We start from the raw sequence: 17,894 nt of genomic DNA, 5'->3' as shown, positions 1-17,894 counted from the left end.
AGCAAGCCGCGCATGGGCGCAGCATGCACGTATCACGGTATGCCTGGCGGCCGTGGCGGGTCGCGCAAAAACAAGGGCCCGGGAGATCCCGGGCCCTTGCAGGTCTGCCTTGGCGTCAGCCGTGGCTTACCAGATCACCACCTGCTGCTCGCCGCTGCGCGCCATCGGTGCACCGGCCTTGCACTGGAACGCGGCCGCGAAGGTCGGCAGGTTCGAGGGCGCGCCCATCGCGCGGAACTGCGCCGGGGCGTGCGGATCGGTGGCCAGGCGGACCTTGGCGTTTTCCGGGGTGTACTTGGTACGCCACACGGTGGCCCAGTTGAAGAAGAAGCGCTGATCGCGGGTGAAGCCGTCGACCTTCGGATCTTCCTTGCCGGACGAGGCCTTCTGCAGCGCATCGTAGGCCGTGGCCAGGCCACCCAGGTCGGCGATGTTCTCGCCCAGGGTCAGGTGGCCGTTCACGGCCTGGCCGTCAACCTTGTACTGGTCGAACTGCTTGACCAGCTTGCCGGTCAGGCCTTCGAAGTTCTTCTTGTCGGCCGGCGTCCACCAGTCTTCCATGTTTCCGGTCGGCCCGAAGCGCGCGCCCTGATCGTCGTAGCCATGGGTCATCTCATGGCCGATCACCGCACCGATGCCACCGTAGTTCAGCGCATCGTCTGCCTTCGGATCGAAGAACGGCGGCTGCAGGATGGCGGCCGGGAACACGATCTCGTTCTGCAGCGGGTTGTAGTAGGCGTTGACCGTCTGCGGGGTCATGCCCCACTCGGTCTTGTCCACCGGCTTGCCGATCTTGGACAGGTTGAACTTGTAGTTGAACTCGTTGGCCGCACGCACGTTGGCCAGGTAGCTGTCGCGCTGGGTCTGCAGGCCCGACCAGTCACGCCACTTGTCCGGGTAGCCTATCTTCGGAGTGAAGGTTTCCCACTTCGCGATGGCCTTGGCCTTGGTTTCCTCGCTCATCCAGCTCAGACCCTGGATGCGTTCCTTCAGCGAGGCAGCCAGGTTCTTCACCAGTTCTTCCATCTTCGCCTTGGCTTCCGGCGAGAAGGCAACCTTCACGTACAGCTGGCCGAACGCTTCGCCGGCATCGTTCTCGATGGTGCCCAGCACGCGCTTCCAACGCGGCTTCTGTTCCTTCTGGCCGTTGAGGGTCTTGCCGTAGAACGCGTAGTTCTCCTGGACGAAGGCATCGGCCAGGTACGGCGAGGCGCCATCGACGGTGTGGAAGCGCAGGTAGGCGCGCCAGACCGACGGGTCGGTGTCGCCCAGCGCCTTGCTCACTTCCTCATGGAAGGCCGGCATCGCCAGCGAGAACTTCTCCGGCGCAGCAACGCCCTGCGACTTGAAGAACTCGGTCCAGCTGAAGTTCGGGGTCAGCTTGTCGGCGTCAGCCAGGGTGACCGGGTTGTAGTACAGCTCCACATTGCGCGACAGTTCGACGCGCGACTTGGACGCCTTGGCCAGGCGGGTCTCGAACTTGACCACGTCCTCAGCCTGCTTGGCGGCGTCGGCTGCCGGGACGCCGGACAGTTCCAGCACCTTGGCGACGTGCGCCTGGTAGGCCTTGAGCTTGTCGGCGTTCTTGGCGTCGGTGTAGTACGTGCTGTCAGGCAGGCCCAGGCCGCCCTGGCTGGCATAGGCCAGGTTCATGGTCGAGTTCTTGAAGTCGGCCTCGGCGCCGAAGCCGAACAGCACGTTCTCGCCCTTGGCTGCGCTGGTGCGCAGGTAGTCGGCGATGGCGGCCTTGTCCTGCAGGCCGTCGATGGCGGCCAGGTCGGCCTTCAGCGGCTCGATGCCCTGGGCGTTGATCTTGGCCTCATCCATGCCGGTGGCCCACAGGTCGCCGACGATCTTCTCGATGTGGCTCGGGTTCTTGACCTGCGCGACCTGCTCGGCCAGCTGGTGCTGCACTGCCACCGAACGCTCGTCGAGGATGGTGAACGCGCCCCAGCTGGTGCGGTCGCCGGGAATCTCGTTGGCGGCCAGCCACTTGCTGTTGACGTAGTCGCCGAATGCGGTGCAGGCGTCCAGGTTGGTGTCCAGATCGCTGGGCTGGAAGGCGTTATAGGCCGGCAGCTTGCTCTCATCCAGGGTGTAGGTGGTGGCTTCGGCGGCGGCCGGGGCAGGCGCGGCGGCCTCCTTGGCCGGGGTTTCGTTCTTGCCACAGCCGGCCAGCACGGCCGACACGGCCAGGCTGAGCAGCACGATCTTGGGAGTACGCGTGATCACTATGTTTGGCCTCCAGGCCGAGTGAGTCAGGGAAGAGCCGCGGGGACGGCCGTGGGCCGAACGATACGCCGCCAGCCTACCCCGCAAGGGTGTCGAAGGTCATGGGCGGGTGCAAGGGGCTGGATCGGGCCCTGCAAAAGACAGACCCGGCAAAAGCCGGGTCTGTCGGGGTGCTGCGGACTACGGCCCTATCAGAACCTGTACTTCAGACGCACGAACGGGGTGCGGCCGTACAGGTCGTACTGGGTGGCAAAGGCAGCGGTGTTGCCGTAGCGGGTGCCGGCGCCGGTGGAGATCAGTGCCGGCTTGGTGTTGAACACGTTGGCCACGCCCACCAGGATTTCCCAGTCGGCCTGCTTGTAGCTCAACGAAGCGGTGTGATACACGCGAGCGTCGGCGACCAGGTCGCGGTACGAGTCCGGACGGCCCTGGTAGGTGAAGCGCGAGTTGAGATTGGTGTTCTCGGTCTTGCCGATGTACTGGGTCAGCCAGTTGTATTCCCAGTCGCCGCGGGTCAGGGTCAGGCCCAGGTTGGCAACCAGGTCCGGACGGCCGATCAGGCCAAGCTGATCCGAGGAGGCCAGGCCGCTGGCCTCGGCGCTGTCGAACAGCTGTGCCACGTCTTCCACGGTGTAGGTGACCTGCGAATCCAGGGCGAACTTGCCGAAGCCGAACTCATGTTCCCAGTTCAGGGTCATGTCCCAGCCGCGGGTACGCTGCTGGTTGATGTTCAGGTACTGGGCGTAGATGTTGCGGATCGAATTCGCGTCCGGGCCGGTGGTCGGGTTGCGCTCCAGCAGGTCGCAGTAACGGTTCGGGAAGGTGTTCGAGCCGTAGCAGCCGGTGGTGATGTCCAGTGCACCCAGCGAGGTGATCTGGCCGCGGATATCGTAGTCGAAGTAGTCGATCGCCACGCTCAGGTCAGCGAACGACGGAGTGAACACGATACCGGCGCTCTTGGCGCGGGAGGTTTCCGGAACCAGGTTGCCGGCGCCGCCGCTGGTGAACACGGTGGCACTGGAGCCTGCGCCGATGTAATCGCCCGGGATGCCGGCGGCACCGCAGTTGGCACGGATATTGGTGTTGTCGCTCTCTTCCCAGCGGATGCAGGGATCGATCGCGGTCTGCGCCTGGAAGCCGGTCTGGTTGCCCAGGTACAGCTCGTACAGGCCCGGTGCACGATAGGAGGTACCGACGGTACCGCGCAGACGCAGCGACGGGATGATCTGCCAGTTCAGGCCGGCCTTCCAGACCTTGTCACTGCCGCTGACCGAGTCGTACTTGAAGATGCGGCCCGAAGCATTGGCGGTGAGCGATTCGATACCGGTGACGCCCTTGATCAGCGGGATGTCGAACTCGACGAAGGCTTCCTTCACCTTGTCGTTACCCTTGGTCACGTCGGCCGTCGATGCACCCCAGAGATCCTTGTAATTGGCGTCCGGCGTATCTTCGATGGAGTAGTAGCGGTATTCCAGGCCGAACGCGGCGCCCAGCGCACCTGCGGGAAGGTCGAACAGCTCACCGGAGAAGATCGCATTGACCGTCACGGTGTCATAGGTGGTCTTGCCGGTGGCGGTGATGCCCAGGATGTCGACCAGTTCGTCAACCTTGGCGCCGCTCAGATAGCCCGGGTCGAAGTAGTTCGCTGCCGGAGTATCGCCTGCGTTCGGAGTGGTCAGATCGCCGGTGATCGAGTTGCGGATGCCCAGCGAGCTGTACTTGCCGCTGGAGCGGCTGGCATTGGCATTGACTTCCCAGCCCCAGCTGCCGGAGAACAGACCATCGAACTTGTTCGCCAGGTAGTAGTAGTCGACCTCGGTCTGCGAGGACGACTTGAACGGCAGGACGGGCTGGGCGTAGCCGTTGGTGGTGCCCGGTGCCTCGACAGTCGGGAAGAACTGGCGCCACTGGAAGTTGTTGGTCTTGCGGTTGTTGTAGAGGAACTGGGTCTTCCAGTTGAACCCGTCAAAACCGAAGTCGGAAGCGAAGTAGGCCGACTTGCGCTCCTGGCGGTTGATGATGTGAGCCTGGCCCCATGCATCGAAGTTCAGCGGTTCTTCGTAGTAGGCGACCGGGCTGCCGTTGGCGTAGGTGCGGTTGGCGCGCGGGCGATAGCCCGGGAACGGACCCACGGTGCTGCCGTCCGGCGAGGGAATGTAACGGATCGGCGAGTCGTACTCATCGATGACGTTGATGAGCAGGTTGTTGCAGTTCGCAAGATTGGTCCCGGCGGTGATCGAATGATCCTGCCGGTCGATGCGGTTGCCGTTGGCGTCCTTGATCAGATCATTGCCGCAGTTCAGGAAGTCGCGGTCGCCGCGGGTCAGCTCGTTGTGGCGGTACCATTCGACGGCAGCGACGATGCTGCCCTTCTCGAAGTTCCAGCCATTGGCAAGCGAGCCCTGGAAGACTTCACCGCCACCTTCGGTCGGGATACGGCCGGTGACCGTCAGCTCCGGGCGCTCGAAATTCTTCTTGGTGATCAGGTTGACCACGCCGGCCACGGCGTCGGAACCGTAGATGGACGAGGAACCGTCCTTCACGATTTCCGCACGCTGCAGGATGGCGGTGGGAATGACGTTCAGGTCGAATGCGCCGACCGCGCCGCGGGTTCCGGCCGGGCCCGGACGCTGGCCGTCCAGCAGCACCAGGGTGCGGTTGGCACCCAGGCCGCGCAGCGAGAACGTCTGCACGCCGGTACCACCGTCAACGACGAAGCCACCGAACTGGTGGGTGATCTGGGTTTCAGCAGCACCGATAGCGGACTTCTGCAGGAACTCGCCCACCGACACCTGGCCCTGGGCAGCGTTGTGCTCGGTGTCGATGGTGAACACCGGCGACGACGTTTCGTAATCCGCACGACGGATCAGCGATCCGGTGACGGTGATCTTGTCAAGGTCGGTGGCGCGCTGGTTGTGGGCGGAAGTGCTTGACGCCGCGGCTTCCTGCTGGGTGGTCTCCTGGGCCAGGGCCGGTGCGGCCTGCAGGCAGGCCAGCACAGCGAGAGTGAGCGGGACGCGGCTTGGCTTGATGTGGCGGTTGGCGTTGCGCATTTCGATGTGATCCCCACTTGTTATGCTTCGGTTAATGGAGTGTATGTGCCACGTAAAGTAAATGCAACATGAATGGAGAATTGCTGTAACCCGTTGTTGCTAAGGGGAAATTCAGTGAACGGCGCATGAAAAAACCCCGCCGGGTTCAAGCCAGCGGGGTCCATGAACGGGCCAGCGTCCGGTTGCTTACAGGCCGCCCGGTCCGCACTCCTTGCTGAGGAAGTCCGCCATCAGCGGCAGCGTCGCGCGGTAGTGGCTGGGGTACCACGGCATGCTGTGCGGCATGTCCGGAATCAGTTCGAAGCGTGCGGGCACCTTGTCCTTGACGCCGTTGTAGAAATTCCTGGCGTGGGACGCGGGGGTGCGCACATCGCGGTCTCCCACGAAGGTCAGCAGGGGGATGGCGGCCTTGGCGGTGTTCTGCATCGGGTCCATGCCCTTCACGGTCTGTCCCTGCAGGATGCGCTGCAGACGGTTCTCGCTCCAGGAAACACCCAGGCGGGCGAGGTCGGTTACGGGGGCGCCGGCAATGGCGCATTGATAGGGCGACGGGCTGCGCACGACCGCAGCGGCCGAGGCGAAGCCGCCGTAGGAATAGCCGAAGATCGCGATGCGGTCCTTGGCCGCTATCCCCTGCTGCACAAGCCAGGCAGCCGCATCATCGTTGTCGTCCTGCATCGTCAGGCCCCACTGCTTGTCGCCGGCGATCCAGTGCTCACGCCCGAACCCGGTTGAGCCGCGGTACTGCGGCCGGATCACCGCGTACCCGCGCGAGGTGAAGAACGGCACCCAGCCGGACGCATCCCAGCCGGTGTAGTCACGGGCCCAAGGGCCGCCGTGCGGATGGACCAGCGCCGGCAACGCCGCGTCACCGTTCTTCCAGCCTGCGGGCAGGTCGACGATGGCGGGAATCTTGCGGCCGTCGCGGGCCGTGTACGTCACCCAGCGCTGCTCGCCGATCTGCTTGCCGTCCACCCAGGGGCGTTCGCTGCCGAGCGTTGTGACCTGCTTGCGATCCACCAGGATCTGGTAACTGGTGGGCGAGCTCGCGCTGTTGGTGGTGAACAGCACGCGGGACAGATCATCGTTGTAACCGGTGATGGCGATGTACTTGCCCGGATACGCCTGCTTGAGGCCGTCGTACAGGGCCTTCATCTGCGGATCGACATAGACCGCTTCACGGCGCGGGCCGTCGACATAGAAGCCCAGCACCTGGTTGAAGTTGCTGGGCTTGGTGCCCAGGATCAGGCCGCCGATCGGATACTCGGGATGAGCCGCCAGCGGTTCGTTGTCAAACGTTCTGCTGGCCGGGTCGTACAGTCGGGCCTGTACCTGGTCGGAGAACTTGTCGGTGAGGATGTACAGCTTGCCGTTCTGGTCATCGATGCCGACCACCTCCATCGTGTAGCGATCGGACAGGCGGGTGGTCAGCGTGTCGTGCTTCTCGAACTGGCCGCTGGCCTTGTTCTTGACCAGGATCTGCTGCTCGTAGTCGTTCGAGCCGGCCGGCTCGATCTGCGTACGCGTCAGCAGCTCGCCGTTGCGCGGGTGGAACAGGCCCGGGGTGGAGCGGGCGTCGCCACGGAACAGCAGCTCGGTCTGCCCGGTCTTGAGGTTGAACAGGTAATAGCTGGCCGAAAAATTGGTCTGGTTGATCTGCGAGATGATCACCTTGTCCGGATCCAGCGGAAGCGAATGCACCAGGGACGCGGTGCCGGCCAGCTCCAGGCAGCGCTGGGTCTGTTCGCTGATGCCGAGCTTGCGGGTGTTGTCCGCGAAAGCCTCGTCGAACTTTGTCTGGCTGCTGTCGGTGAGGAATGCCTTGGACAGGAACGTCTTGGTTGAGCCGACCGAGTTGCCTTCACCGCAGCCGGACAACTGCGCGGTCAGCTCCTGTCGGCCGATCACCAGGCTGCGACCCGCCTTGAGCGCGCTGGCGGCAATGAACTTCATGCGATCACCGGAAGGCGTGATCGCCACGGGCGCCGAACCGGGCACGTCCAGGTTCCAGTTGGCCAATGCGGTATCGCCATTGTTGCTGCCCGGCGCAGCAATGATTGCAACCAGCTGCTTGCCGTCAGGGCTCATGCTGACAGACTGGATGGCCGGGATCTTGGCGAAATCCTCGACCGGCAACGGTGTGGCGGAGGCGTGGATGACGTGCAGGCCAAGCAGCAGTGCGGTGGTGGCACCCAGACGGGCACGCGTGAGGCGGGTTTCCATGATCGACAGTTCCTTGTGGCGATTCGCATCAAGATGACCGGAAGATGAACGAGTGCTGCCCTTCCGTCAACTGCACGTGAAAGTGTCCACCTGTGCACCCAGCGGGGCAGAGAGGCAACGCCGCCGTGGGGAGGCCGACTTGAGAATCCATGCGCGGATCTGGGGCAATCCTGAATCAAGTCAGCATGCGCCCAGCTTGTATGATGTCGGGTTCTCCTTCCTGACTTTCCGCCGGAGCCCGCAGTGAACAGTCCGACCCGTCGTCCCCATGCAAGCCAGGTGCAGAAGGGGCTGGCACCGCACGCGCGCATCCGCAACGTGATCGCGGTGGGCTCGGGCAAGGGCGGTGTCGGCAAGTCCACCACGGCCGTCAACCTGGCGGTGGCGCTGCAGCAGCTGGGCGCGCGGGTGGGCGTGCTCGATGCGGACATCTATGGCCCCAGCGTTCCCGCCATGCTGGGCCTGTCCGGCCGCCCGGAAAGCCCGGACAACAAGAGCATCGAACCGCTGCGTGCCTTCGGCGTGGACACCATGTCGATCGGTTACCTGATCGAGGAAGACACGCCGATGATCTGGCGTGGGCCGATGGCGACCTCGGCAATGACCCAGCTGTTCAACGACACCCTGTGGGACGACCTCGACTTCCTGTTGATCGACCTGCCGCCCGGCACCGGTGACATCCAGCTGACGCTGACCCAGAAGATTCCGCTGGCCGGTGCGGTGATCGTCACCACGCCGCAGGACATCGCCACGCTGGATGCGAAGAAGGCACTGAAGATGTTCGAGAAGGTCGAAGTGCCGGTGCTGGGCATCGTCGAGAACATGGCGGTACATACCTGCAGCCAGTGCGGCCACGTCGAGCACCTGTTCGGCGAGGGGGGCGGGGAGCGTATGGCGGCGCAGTACGGCGTGCCGCTGCTGGGATCGCTGCCGTTGCAGATCGGCATCCGTGAGCAGGGTGACGCAGGCACACCGATCACCGCCGCGCAGGCGGATTCCCTGCCGGCCCAGGCCTATCGCCACGCTGCGCAGCGGCTCATCGAGGAAGTGGGCAAGCGCCCGCGTGCCTCGATCCCGATCCTGTCGTCGCTGCTGTAGGGACCGGCCGGGGAGGGCGGTGGCGCCCGGCCCCCTGCTAGAATCCTCGCGCCCCCTCGCACCCAGGACAGAGCATGAGCATCAAGAGTGACCGTTGGATCCGCCGCATGTCCGAACAGCACGGCATGATCGAGCCGTTCGAGGCCGGGCAGGTGAAGCAGGTCAACGGCCAGCGCATCGTCAGCTACGGTACCTCCAGCTACGGCTACGACGTGCGTTGCTCGCGCGAGTTCAAGGTGTTCACCAACATCAACTCGACCATCGTGGACCCGAAGCACTTCGATTCGGGCAGCTTCGTCGACATCACCGCCGACGAATGCATCATCCCGCCCAACAGCTTCGCGCTGGCGCGTACCGTGGAGTATTTCCGCATTCCGCGCGACACCCTCGTGGTGTGCCTGGGCAAGAGCACCTACGCGCGTTGCGGCATCATCGTCAACGTCACTCCGCTCGAGCCGGAGTGGGAAGGCCATGTGACCCTGGAGTTCAGCAACACCACGCCGCTGCCGGCGCGCATCTACGCCAACGAAGGCGTGGCCCAGATGCTGTTCTTCCAGGCGGCGGCCGATGATATCTGCGAAACGTCCTACAAGGACCGTGGTGGCAAGTACCAGGGCCAGACCGGCGTCACCCTGCCGCGCACCTGACGGACCGGTAGCGCCGGGTCATGCCCGGCGTCGCTCGATCGAAGGCGGCGCTTGCGCCGCCTTCGCTTATTTGCCGCGGCCGAACAGCATGGCGATGCCGACGCCGACCAGGGCCACCGGCCACCAGGTCAGCAGCAGCTTGGACAGGTTCAGGTGCGTCCAGCCCAGGTTGCTGGCAAGCATGAACAGCCCGATCAGGATCAGCAGGATGGCGGCGACGAGGTTGAATCGCATCGTGTCGGCACGGTCTCAGGAGTGGGCCGGATATCCTAGCCGTTCCTTCCAGTAGGCGACATGCTGCTGCAGCGCGTCCGGTTCGTAGCGGTGCGCAGGACCGCTGCCCCACACCGGTCCCGGCCACGCCGGATCGCCGTCGTGGCGGCCGATCACGTGGAAATGCAGCTGGCGCACGATGTTGCCCAATGCGCCGATGTTGATCTTCTCCACCCCGTCGGAGCCCTTCAGGGCCTTGCAGGCGCGGTTGAGTTCGGTGCGCAGCTTGTCCTGCTGGTCGCCGTCCAGTTCGATCCACTCCGTTACCCCGGCCAGACGCGGCACCAGGATCAGCCAGGGAAACCGTTCGTCGTTCATCAACCGCACTTGCGACAGCGGGCCTTGCGCCACCAGAACGCTGTCGGTGGCCAGGCGGGAATCAAGTTCGAAATCGCTCATCCAAGATGCTCCGTGAAGAAGTCCAGGGTGCGTTGCAGCGCCAGGGTGGCGCTGTCTGGATCATACGCATGTCCGACCTCGCGGTTGAAGGCATGGTCGGCCGGGTAGACATAGGTCGCCATCTGCGGCAGCTTCTGGCGATGCGCCTCCACGGCCTCAGGTGGGATGCTGCGGTCCTGCGCGCCGAAGTGGAAGATCACCGGCGCCTTCGGTGTCTCGTCCAGATACTGCACGTTGCGTGCGCCGTAATAGCTCACCGAGGGCAGGCCGAGGCGCAGCGCGGACAGCATCGCCACCGTTCCGCCCCAGCAGTAGCCGACCGTGCCGACCTTGCCGAAGGGGGCAAGCCGGGTTGCTGCGGCGCGCACCACTTCCAGTGCCCGTTCAATGCCCAGCGCACTTACCCGTTCCAGGCCCTGTTTCACCCCTTCAGGGTCATAGGGCAGGGTGTCGGGGTCGGCGTCCGGGCCATCGACCAGGTCGAAGAACGACGGCGCCAGCACGGCATAGCCTTCGGCGGCGAAGCGCTCGGCCACGCCACGGATGTGCGGATTGGCGCCGAAGATCTCCTGCACGACCACCAGGCCGCCACGCGGCGTGCCCGCCGGCAGGGCCTGCCAGGCCCGGACCGGGCCATGATGCGTATCCAGGGTGATCCATTCGGACATCGTCGGGTTCCTCATAGCAGTGGACAGGCCTGCATTGTCGGCGCTGGGCGGGTTAGCGCGGCGTCTGCGGCTGTGCGTGATCGGGCGGCTGATGCATCGAGCGACGTCGGATCGCGACTTGACCGAATGCGTCGCGGACGATCCTGCCAGGGATTCTGACATCTGATCCGGCCTGGCTCTGACAGTAGATTCAGTAAAGCACCTGCTGAAGCCAAGAGGGCGAGCAGATAGCGTTTCGTTCGCGGAACTCCAGTCTGGAGGGGCGATGTGGGGCTGATCATATCTCGGCATGTTTCCGGGGCGCGGCGTGAAGGCGCAGGCGCCCGATAAATGGAGTTTCATGAAATGAAAAAGGAATTCCGCCTTCTGTGTGCATTGGGGATGGCAACAATGCACACGGTGGCTATGGCCAACCAATCGTCGTACCAGGACCGCCAGATGGCGTCATCGGATGGCAGGCAGTGGGTTGAGCGGACGGTGCGCCTCTCTGATTTCGAAGGCGGCGACGTGGCTGTCCAGGTGCTCCTTTTCAAGGATGGAAAGGGCGGTTCTGTATATCGTTACGACGATCAGAATGAAGCCACAAAGCTCTACCACCAGGCCGCCTGCGAAGTCATGAACTCCAAGGCGCGCCGTGGCGAAACCGTGATATCTGGCGAGTCGGCAGTCGTTGGTTGGTCCTGTGAGGGTGATTCAGATCCAGCGGAGGATTCGAATCCAGCCTCCAGCGACATGACGCAGCCCAGGGCGGGGTACTACGTCTTTGCATTGGCGCCCAGTGGGAGTGCGCCAATCGGAGTCAACTTCAATTCGGTGGTAACTGCTCGTTTCGAGAATTCGTTGGCAGGGAAATCTACAGGCGCTGCATGACCTCCGCGAGCGATGAATACGCGGGCCCAACAAACAACGGATCAATCAACGTCTATTGATGTCGCAATCAACGCTCCCGTGGGGCCGTGGCGACGGTGGACCGTGAGACGATTGCCGCTCCGTGAGCGTCGAGCCTTCGCAGCGCGTTCCGCCGGGTCGAGCCGGAGCTCCAGCTCAAGCCGCCGGGGCCTTGACGCGTTCACGGGTACCCCGCTGATGGAGATGGCACGTGGGGCCGAATCCGGGACGCTCCCCTCAGTACACCCCGGGGCCGTTCAGAGCGCGGCCCTCAACCCCGGTATACTGGCGCCCTTTCAGGCCCCGGCCCCCAGGAACCCCTGCCACTCCGGCAGGGGCCCAGGCCCCCAGAGTCCCGCGATTCCATGTCCCAGCTGAACCCCAAAGTCGGCTTCGTCAGCCTTGGCTGCCCGAAGGCCCTTGTCGATTCCGAGCGCATCCTGACCCAGCTGCGGTCGGAGGGATACGACATCGTCCCGTCCTATGACTCGGCCGACGTGGTGGTGGTCAACACCTGCGGCTTCATCGACTCGGCGGTGACGGAGTCGCTGGACGCCATCGGCGAGGCGATGAACCAGAACGGCAAGGTCATCGTCACCGGCTGCCTGGGCAAGCGCCCCGAACAGATCCGTGAGGCGTACCCGAACGTGCTGGCGGTGTCCGGCCCGCAGGACTACCAGAGCGTGATGGAGGCGGTGCATGAGGCGCTACCGCCCCGGCATGATCCGTTCGTGGACCTGGTGCCCGACTACGGCATCAAGCTGACCCCGCGCCACTACGCCTATCTGAAGATTTCCGAAGGCTGCAACCACGCGTGCAGTTTCTGCATCATTCCGTCGATGCGCGGCAAGCTGGTCTCGCGCCCGGTCGATGAAGTGCTGCGCGAAGCCGAGCGCCTGGTCCGGGGCGGTGTGCGTGAGCTGCTGGTGGTATCGCAGGACACCTCCGCCTACGGCGTGGACGTGAAGTACGCCGAGAAGATGTGGCGCGACAAGGCCTACCAGACCCGCCTGAAAGCGCTGTGCGAGGGCCTGTCCGAACTGGACGCGTGGGTGCGCATGCACTACGTGTACCCGTACCCGCACGTGGATGACGTGGTGCCGTTGATGGCCGAGAACCGCATCCTGCCGTACCTGGACATTCCGTTCCAGCACGCCAGCCCGCGTATCCTGCGACTGATGAAGCGCCCCGGTGCGGTGGAAAAGACGCTGGAGCGCGTGCAGAACTGGCGCCGCATCGCGCCGGACATCACCGTGCGTTCGACCTTCATCGTCGGTTTCCCGGGCGAGACCGAAGCGGAGTTCGAGGAGCTGCTGTCGTTCCTCGATGAGGCGCAGCTGGACCGCGTGGGTGCGTTCGCGTATTCGCCGGTCGAGGGTGCTACCGCCAACGCTCTTCCGGACCCTGTCCCGGAAGAGGTGAAGCAGGAGCGCCTGGCGCGCTTCATGGAAAAGCAGGCACAGATCTCGGCCGCACGTCTGGAGGCCAAGATCGGCACGGTGCAGCAGTGCCTGGTCGATGCCATCGAAGGTGACATCGCCGTGGCCCGTTCCAGGGCCGATGCACCGGAAATCGATGGACTGGTGCATATCCAGAATGCCGACCAGGTGCCGCTGCGCGTAGGCGAATTCATCAACGTGGAAATCACCGAGAGCGACGAACACGATCTGTATGGCGACGCGCTGCCGCCGACCACGCGCCCGGCCTTCGACCTGAAGGTGCTCTGATCATGGCCGAGGGTGCTGCCGGCCACGCTGGCAGCCCTCGGCGATTCGTGCCGCCGCCGCGCGCGGCGGTGGACCCGGCGGTGTTCGATCATCCGCTGTTTGCCCGGGTGCGTGCCTTCCGCGATCTTCTGTCCGGCGACCGCTGGCCGACTGTTGCCGAGCTGGATGCGCGGCTGGCGTTGCGCGGGCGGCGACTGGTCGAGCAGGATGCGGCGTTGCTGGCCGATGGCCTGCACTACGAAGTGCGCATCGCGCAGGGGCGTATCGCCACCCGTGCGGCGAGCTGGCACGATCTGTTCAATGCACTGGTATGGGCGTGTCACCCGCAGCTGAAGCACGTGCTCAACAGGCGGCAATGCCTGCATGTCGCCACGATGCCAACCGGTCAACGCAATCGCGCGCAGGCGGCGCTGACCCAGTTCGACGAGAACGGCGTGATCGTGTGCGTCAGGGACGATGCGCTGATCGCTGCGTGGGACGCCCACGATTGGCCGATGCTGTTCGCGCCGCCGCACTGGCAGGCCGGTCGCATCACCATCGCCGCGGTGTTCGGCCATGCACTGATGGAACAGGCGTTGCTGCCGGGGCGCCTGCTGGTCGGCAAGTGCGTGGTGGTGCGCGGCGATGATGAGGGTGCCTGCATCGAGAGCGTGGCCCGGGCGATCGAGCAGGGCGCGACGGTGACCGATCCGCTGCAGCTGCGCCCGCTGCCACTGGCCGGAATCCCCGGCTGGCACCCGCAGCAGGACGCCGCCTTCCATGGCAACGCCGACTACTTCCGCCCGCTGCGGCAGGGCCGCCTGTACCCGCCGCCGCTCTTGCCCCGGTAGCGCCGGGCCATGCCCGGCGCTGGATTGACAGCAACGCCGGGAGGGCTCGGTGTTACGAAGACGGGTACTCGACGCTGATCACCGCGAAGGTGAACCGGCCGCCCGGCAGTTCCACCGAGAATTCATCGTCCAGGCGCTTCTTCAGCACGGCCCGCGCCAGCGGCGAGTCGATGCTGATCCAGCCCAGGCCGGCGTCGGTTTCATCCGGCCCAACGATGCGGTAACGGCTGGTCTCACCACTGTCGATGTTCTCCAGTTCGATCCATGCACCGAAGAACACCGCTTGTGGATCGGTCGGCGTGGTATCGACCACGCGCAGCGATTCGAGCCGCTTGGTCAGGTAGCGCACGCGGCGGTCGATTTCACCCAACTGCTTCTTGCGGTAGGTGTACTCAGCGTTCTCCGAGCGGTCGCCCTCGGCGGCGGCAGCGGCCAGCGCCTTCACCACCTCGGGCCGGCGTACCCGCCACAGGTCGTCCAGCTCGGCTTTCAGCCGGGCGTGGCCGGCGGCGGTGATCAGGGCGGTGCTTTTCTCTGCGGGCGGACGCCAACGGGACATGTAATACAGCTTCTTCTCAGGAATACGAAAGGGCCTCAGCGCTTGCCGCCGAAGATGCCGCCCAGGATGCCGCGCACGATCTGGTTGCCCAGCTTGGTCCCGACCGTGCGCGTGGTCTGCTTGGCCATGGTTTCAATCATGCCCTGGCGACGCTTGGTGCCGAAGATCGCATCCTTGATCGCCTGGCCGAATCCACCTTCCTGTGCCTCGTCCTGCTCGCGGCTGCGCGCGGCCGGGGTCTGGGCCTGCTCCACGCTCTTCTGCGCCCGCTGGGCCAGCAGCTCGGCGGCCGATTCACGGTTGACCGCCGTGTCGTAGCGGCTGCCGACCGGGCTGCCGGCACGCACCTGCGCGCGCTCGGCCTCGGTGACCGGCCCCATCCGGCAGCGGGGCGGCGCGATCATCGTCTGCTGGACCGGCATCGGCACGCCCTTGTCCTGCAACGTGGAAACCAGTGCTTCACCGGTGCCGAGCTGGCTCAGCACCTTGGCGACATCCAGCTTCGGGTTCGGCACGAAGGTTTCGGCAGCGGTCCTGACCGCCTTCTGGTCGCGCGGCGTGAAGGCCCGCAGCGCGTGCTGCACGCGGTTGCCGAGCTGGCCCAGGATGTTGGAGGGCACGTCGTCGGGGAACTGCGAGCAGAAGTACACGCCCACGCCCTTGGAGCGGATCAGTCGCACCACCTGCTCGATGCGCTGCACCAGCGAGGAAGGCGCATCGTCGAACAGCAGGTGGGCCTCGTCGAAGATGAACACCAGCTTGGGCTTGTCGAGGTCGCCCACTTCCGGCAGCTGTTCGAACAGTTCCGACAGCAGCCAGAGCAGGAAGGTCGAGTACAGCTTGGGCTTGAGCACCAGCTGGTCGGCGGCGAGGATGCCGATCACACCGCGGCCGTCGTGATTGACCCGCATGATGTCGGCCAGTTCCAGTGCCGGCTCGCCGAAGAAATTCTCACCGCCGTCCTGCGCCAGCCGCAGCACGGCACGCTGGATCGCTGCGATCGACTGCGCGCTGACCAGTCCGTACTCGGTGGAAATGTCCTTGCGCTCTTCGGCGACCAGGCCGAGCAGGGCGCGCAGATCATCCATGTCCAGCAACAGCAGGCCACGGTCGTCGGCCAGCTTGAACACGATGTCCAGCACGCCGGCCTGGGTGTCGTTCAATTCGAGGATGCGCGCGAGCAGGGTCGGCCCCATCTCGCTGACGGTGGTGCGCACCGGGTGGCCGAGTTTTCCGTACAGGTCCCAGAAGATGGCCGGGCTGCCCGCCGGCGCATAGTCGGCCACGCCGATGTCCGCAGCGCGCTTCAGCAGCGCTTCGCTGCCCGTGCCGGGCACGGCCAGGCCGGACACATCGCCCTTTACATCGGCGAGGAACACCGGAACCCCGAGCCGCGAGAATCCTTCGGCCAGGGTCATCAGGGTCACGGTCTTGCCGGTGCCGGTGGCGCCCGCCACCAGCCCGTGGCGGTTGCCGAGTTTCGGCAGCAGGGTGACGGCCACATCGTCGGTGATGCCTTTGCCGAGCAGAATCGGATCCATGGTCCAGCCCTTGTGGTGAATGCGCCCAATGTTAACCGGCAGCGATGACGGCCCGAAGGTCGGCTTGCCCCGACCTTGGCGGCGCCGCTACTCTGCCTGCCTGTTTCGCACACAGTGCCAAAAATGCCCGTTCCTGTCCTGATTTCCCGCACCTGGCCGTTGCTGGCCCTGGCTGGCCTGGTTTCCCTGGCCCCCGATGCCCACGCCCAGCGGGTTTCCGCCCGGGACAAAGTGAAGGTAGATGCCCTGCAGCAGCGCATGACGGCTGCCGAGAAGCGTTACAGCGATGCGCTGCTGCTGGTGGCCAACGCCGACCCCAAGGGCAGCAACGAGGCCGACGCGGCGCTGGAGGACATGGAGGATGTCATCAGTGAGTGCGTGAAGCAGAAGGGTTGTCAGATGAGCAACATGCTGGCCACCTACAAGCGCCTGCTCAAGCGCGATGCCGATGCGGCCGCGGAAGACGAGGGCGGTGAACTGCCCGCCGAGCGGCTGGAAGCCGACCCCGACCATATCGGTCCGTTGACCGCCGACGTGCCGGAAGCCGCACGCGCAGCGGCACTGCTCAACGACAAGCGGCACGCCTTCGACAACATGGTCGAGTACAACCCGGCCGTCCAGGCCGGCATCCGCCGCTGGCTGACCGACATGCGTCCGGCGCTGCTGACCAGCTACGAGAACTACCAGAACCTGCGTGCCGTGATGTGGCCGGAGTGGGAAAAGCGCGGCCTGCCCGAAGCGCTCCTGTTCGGCATCATGGCCAAGGAATCCAATGGCCGCGTGCATGCGTCCTCGCGCGCTGGCGCCGCCGGCCTGATGCAGTTCATGCCGGCCACCGGGCGGCGTTTCGGCCTCGGTCCGGACGGCACCGGTTTCGATACCCGCTTTGATGCCCACAGCGCTGCTGAAGCCAGTGCGACCTATCTCAACGAGCGCATGCGCGAGCTCAACAACAACATCGAGTTGTCGCTGGCCGGGTACAACGGGGGTGAAGGGCGCGCCCTGCGCGTGGCGCGCGAGAATCCGGGGCAGAGCTTCTGGGTCGACCGTGTCTACAACCAGTTCCCCGGTGAAACCAAGGATTACGTGCCGATGGTGATTGCTGCGGCGTGGATCTTCCTGCACCCCCAGCAGTACGGCGTGGAGTTCCCGAAGATCAGCGCGCAGCCGGCCACCCTGCGCCTGGCGCGCTCGACCACCATCTACGAGCTGACGATCTGCCTGGGCAGCCACGGCACCCGTGATGGCTACATGCGTGCGCTGCGCAACCTCAATCCGCGTTATGAGGCTGATGGCTGGATTCCGGCCGGCACCCTGATCAACGCAACCACCCGCATCGCGAGCCTGTATCAGCGCAACTGCGTGAGCGGACCGCGTGCCGACCTGGCGCGCACCCTGATCACGGCCGACCTCAATGCCGCCATCGTGCGGCCAAGCGCTGCCAGCTACACCGGCAGCGTGGCGGTGGGCGGCGTGGTGCCGGTGGCCGATGCAGCCAGTTCGACCAGCGTACCGACCGCACCGGTGGCGGCAGTGGCCGCGCCTCGGCCGGCACCGGCCGCGCGACCGAAGCCGGCACGCAGCTACAAGGTCGGCCGCGGCGAGACGCTGGGCCGCATCGCGGCCAAATTCCAGTGCGACGTGTCGACGCTGGCACGCGCCAACGGTCTGAAGGCACCAGCCTACAGCCTGCGCCACGGCCAGGTGCTGAAGCTGCAGGGCTGCGAAAAGTAATCTCCACGACCTCTGGAACTGC

General features: G+C 65.1%; 14 protein-coding genes. 6 read left to right on the top strand and 8 right to left on the bottom strand.

Annotation, left to right across the window (positions count from 1 at the left end; translation table 11 throughout):
• Nucleotides 1-126: 126 nt before the first annotated feature.
• The 3 genes from ACX9OW_RS09620 to ACX9OW_RS09610 all read right to left on the bottom strand — a co-directional run bounded on the left by ACX9OW_RS09620 (nt 127) and on the right by ACX9OW_RS09610 (nt 7,508).
• Nucleotides 127-2,229: a M13 family metallopeptidase gene (locus ACX9OW_RS09620; protein ID WP_459062477.1), complete on the bottom strand. Its 2,103-nt coding sequence runs from the start codon at nt 2,227-2,229 to the stop codon at nt 127-129.
• Between the two features lie 194 nt (nt 2,230-2,423).
• Nucleotides 2,424-5,285 carry a TonB-dependent receptor plug domain-containing protein gene (locus tag ACX9OW_RS09615; protein WP_459062207.1) on the bottom strand — a complete coding sequence of 954 codons (2,862 nt, stop codon included), beginning with the start codon at nt 5,283-5,285 and terminating at the stop codon, nt 2,424-2,426.
• Between the two features lie 186 nt (nt 5,286-5,471).
• Nucleotides 5,472-7,508, bottom strand: a complete 2,037-nt coding sequence (locus tag ACX9OW_RS09610; RefSeq protein WP_128988869.1) for an alpha/beta hydrolase family protein — start codon at nt 7,506-7,508, stop codon at nt 5,472-5,474.
• Between the two features lie 243 nt (nt 7,509-7,751).
• Here ACX9OW_RS09610 and apbC point away from each other — a divergent pair, with 243 nt between their 5' ends.
• Both apbC and dcd read left to right on the top strand, forming a co-directional pair.
• The gene (gene apbC, locus ACX9OW_RS09605; RefSeq protein ID WP_459062206.1) at nt 7,752-8,606 is read left to right on the top strand and encodes an iron-sulfur cluster carrier protein ApbC; all 855 of its coding nucleotides are present in this window, start codon (nt 7,752-7,754) and stop codon (nt 8,604-8,606) included.
• A 74-nt stretch (nt 8,607-8,680) separates the two neighbouring features.
• Nucleotides 8,681-9,253, top strand: a complete 573-nt coding sequence (dcd, locus tag ACX9OW_RS09600; protein WP_065174891.1) for a dCTP deaminase — start codon at nt 8,681-8,683, stop codon at nt 9,251-9,253.
• A 66-nt stretch (nt 9,254-9,319) separates the two neighbouring features.
• Here the strand turns inward: dcd and ACX9OW_RS09595 are convergent, their stop codons facing one another.
• Genes ACX9OW_RS09595 through ACX9OW_RS09585 form a run of 3 tightly spaced genes read right to left on the bottom strand, consistent with a single transcriptional unit; the run spans nt 9,320 to nt 10,593 of the window.
• Nucleotides 9,320-9,487 (bottom strand): LiaI-LiaF-like domain-containing protein, encoded by a 168-nt coding sequence (locus ACX9OW_RS09595; protein ID WP_005410498.1) that lies wholly within the window; start codon nt 9,485-9,487, stop codon nt 9,320-9,322.
• A 15-nt stretch (nt 9,488-9,502) separates the two neighbouring features.
• Nucleotides 9,503-9,925, bottom strand: coding sequence for an HIT domain-containing protein (locus ACX9OW_RS09590; protein WP_053516834.1), 423 nt, complete (start codon nt 9,923-9,925; stop codon nt 9,503-9,505).
• Nucleotides 9,922-10,593 (bottom strand): dienelactone hydrolase family protein, encoded by a 672-nt coding sequence (locus ACX9OW_RS09585; protein ID WP_459062205.1) that lies wholly within the window; start codon nt 10,591-10,593, stop codon nt 9,922-9,924. Before ACX9OW_RS09585 ends, ACX9OW_RS09590 begins: the two co-directional genes overlap by 4 nt.
• A gap of 345 nt (nt 10,594-10,938) precedes the next feature.
• Here ACX9OW_RS09585 and ACX9OW_RS09580 point away from each other — a divergent pair, with 345 nt between their 5' ends.
• The 3 genes from ACX9OW_RS09580 (at nt 10,939) to ACX9OW_RS09570 (ending at nt 14,038) form a co-directional block, all read left to right on the top strand.
• Nucleotides 10,939-11,463 (top strand): hypothetical protein, encoded by a 525-nt coding sequence (locus ACX9OW_RS09580; protein WP_459062204.1) that lies wholly within the window; start codon nt 10,939-10,941, stop codon nt 11,461-11,463.
• A gap of 383 nt (nt 11,464-11,846) precedes the next feature.
• Complete coding sequence (gene rimO, locus ACX9OW_RS09575) at nt 11,847-13,208, top strand: 30S ribosomal protein S12 methylthiotransferase RimO (RefSeq protein WP_053516842.1); 1,362 nt, start codon at nt 11,847-11,849, stop codon at nt 13,206-13,208.
• Complete coding sequence (locus ACX9OW_RS09570; protein WP_459062476.1) at nt 13,205-14,038, top strand: DUF3025 domain-containing protein; 834 nt, start codon at nt 13,205-13,207, stop codon at nt 14,036-14,038. The genes rimO and ACX9OW_RS09570 overlap by 4 nt, the downstream gene beginning before the upstream one ends.
• Nucleotides 14,039-14,090: 52 nt before the next feature.
• Here the strand turns inward: ACX9OW_RS09570 and greB are convergent, their stop codons facing one another.
• Both greB and ACX9OW_RS09560 read right to left on the bottom strand, forming a co-directional pair.
• Nucleotides 14,091-14,597, bottom strand: a complete 507-nt coding sequence (gene greB / locus ACX9OW_RS09565) for a transcription elongation factor GreB (protein ID WP_053516845.1) — start codon at nt 14,595-14,597, stop codon at nt 14,091-14,093.
• A gap of 35 nt (nt 14,598-14,632) precedes the next feature.
• A complete protein-coding gene (locus tag ACX9OW_RS09560) occupies nt 14,633-16,138 on the bottom strand; it encodes a helicase HerA-like domain-containing protein (RefSeq protein WP_053516846.1) in 1,506 nt (501 codons plus the stop codon).
• Nucleotides 16,139-16,261: 123 nt separating this feature from the next.
• Between ACX9OW_RS09560 and ACX9OW_RS09555 the strand changes: the two genes are divergently transcribed.
• Nucleotides 16,262-17,872, top strand: a complete 1,611-nt coding sequence (locus ACX9OW_RS09555) for a transglycosylase SLT domain-containing protein (protein WP_445394225.1) — start codon at nt 16,262-16,264, stop codon at nt 17,870-17,872.
• Nucleotides 17,873-17,894 lie beyond the last annotated feature (22 nt).

This window comes from Stenotrophomonas genospecies 5 (genome assembly GCF_054473825.1).
The sequence above is the reverse complement of the archived record's forward strand: the minus strand, read 5'-3'. Positions and strand labels throughout refer to the sequence as shown.

Excerpts from the sequence above, each read along its gene's own strand:
- ACX9OW_RS09615 (WP_459062207.1), bottom strand. The coding sequence starts at position 5,285 with ATGCGCAACGCCAACCGCCACATCAAGCCAAGCCGCGTCCCGCTCACT.
- ACX9OW_RS09610 (WP_128988869.1), bottom strand. The coding sequence starts at position 7,508 with ATGGAAACCCGCCTCACGCGTGCCCGTCTGGGTGCCACCACCGCACTG.
- dcd (WP_065174891.1), top strand. The coding sequence starts at position 8,681 with ATGAGCATCAAGAGTGACCGTTGGATCCGCCGCATGTCCGAACAGCAC.
- ACX9OW_RS09595 (WP_005410498.1), bottom strand. The coding sequence starts at position 9,487 with ATGCGATTCAACCTCGTCGCCGCCATCCTGCTGATCCTGATCGGGCTG.
- ACX9OW_RS09590 (WP_053516834.1), bottom strand. The coding sequence starts at position 9,925 with ATGAGCGATTTCGAACTTGATTCCCGCCTGGCCACCGACAGCGTTCTG.
- ACX9OW_RS09585 (WP_459062205.1), bottom strand. The coding sequence starts at position 10,593 with ATGTCCGAATGGATCACCCTGGATACGCATCATGGCCCGGTCCGGGCC.
- ACX9OW_RS09580 (WP_459062204.1), top strand. The coding sequence starts at position 10,939 with ATGAAAAAGGAATTCCGCCTTCTGTGTGCATTGGGGATGGCAACAATG.
- rimO (WP_053516842.1), top strand. The coding sequence starts at position 11,847 with ATGTCCCAGCTGAACCCCAAAGTCGGCTTCGTCAGCCTTGGCTGCCCG.
- greB (WP_053516845.1), bottom strand. The coding sequence starts at position 14,597 with ATGTCCCGTTGGCGTCCGCCCGCAGAGAAAAGCACCGCCCTGATCACC.
- ACX9OW_RS09560 (WP_053516846.1), bottom strand. The coding sequence starts at position 16,138 with ATGGATCCGATTCTGCTCGGCAAAGGCATCACCGACGATGTGGCCGTC.
- ACX9OW_RS09555 (WP_445394225.1), top strand. The coding sequence starts at position 16,262 with ATGCCCGTTCCTGTCCTGATTTCCCGCACCTGGCCGTTGCTGGCCCTG.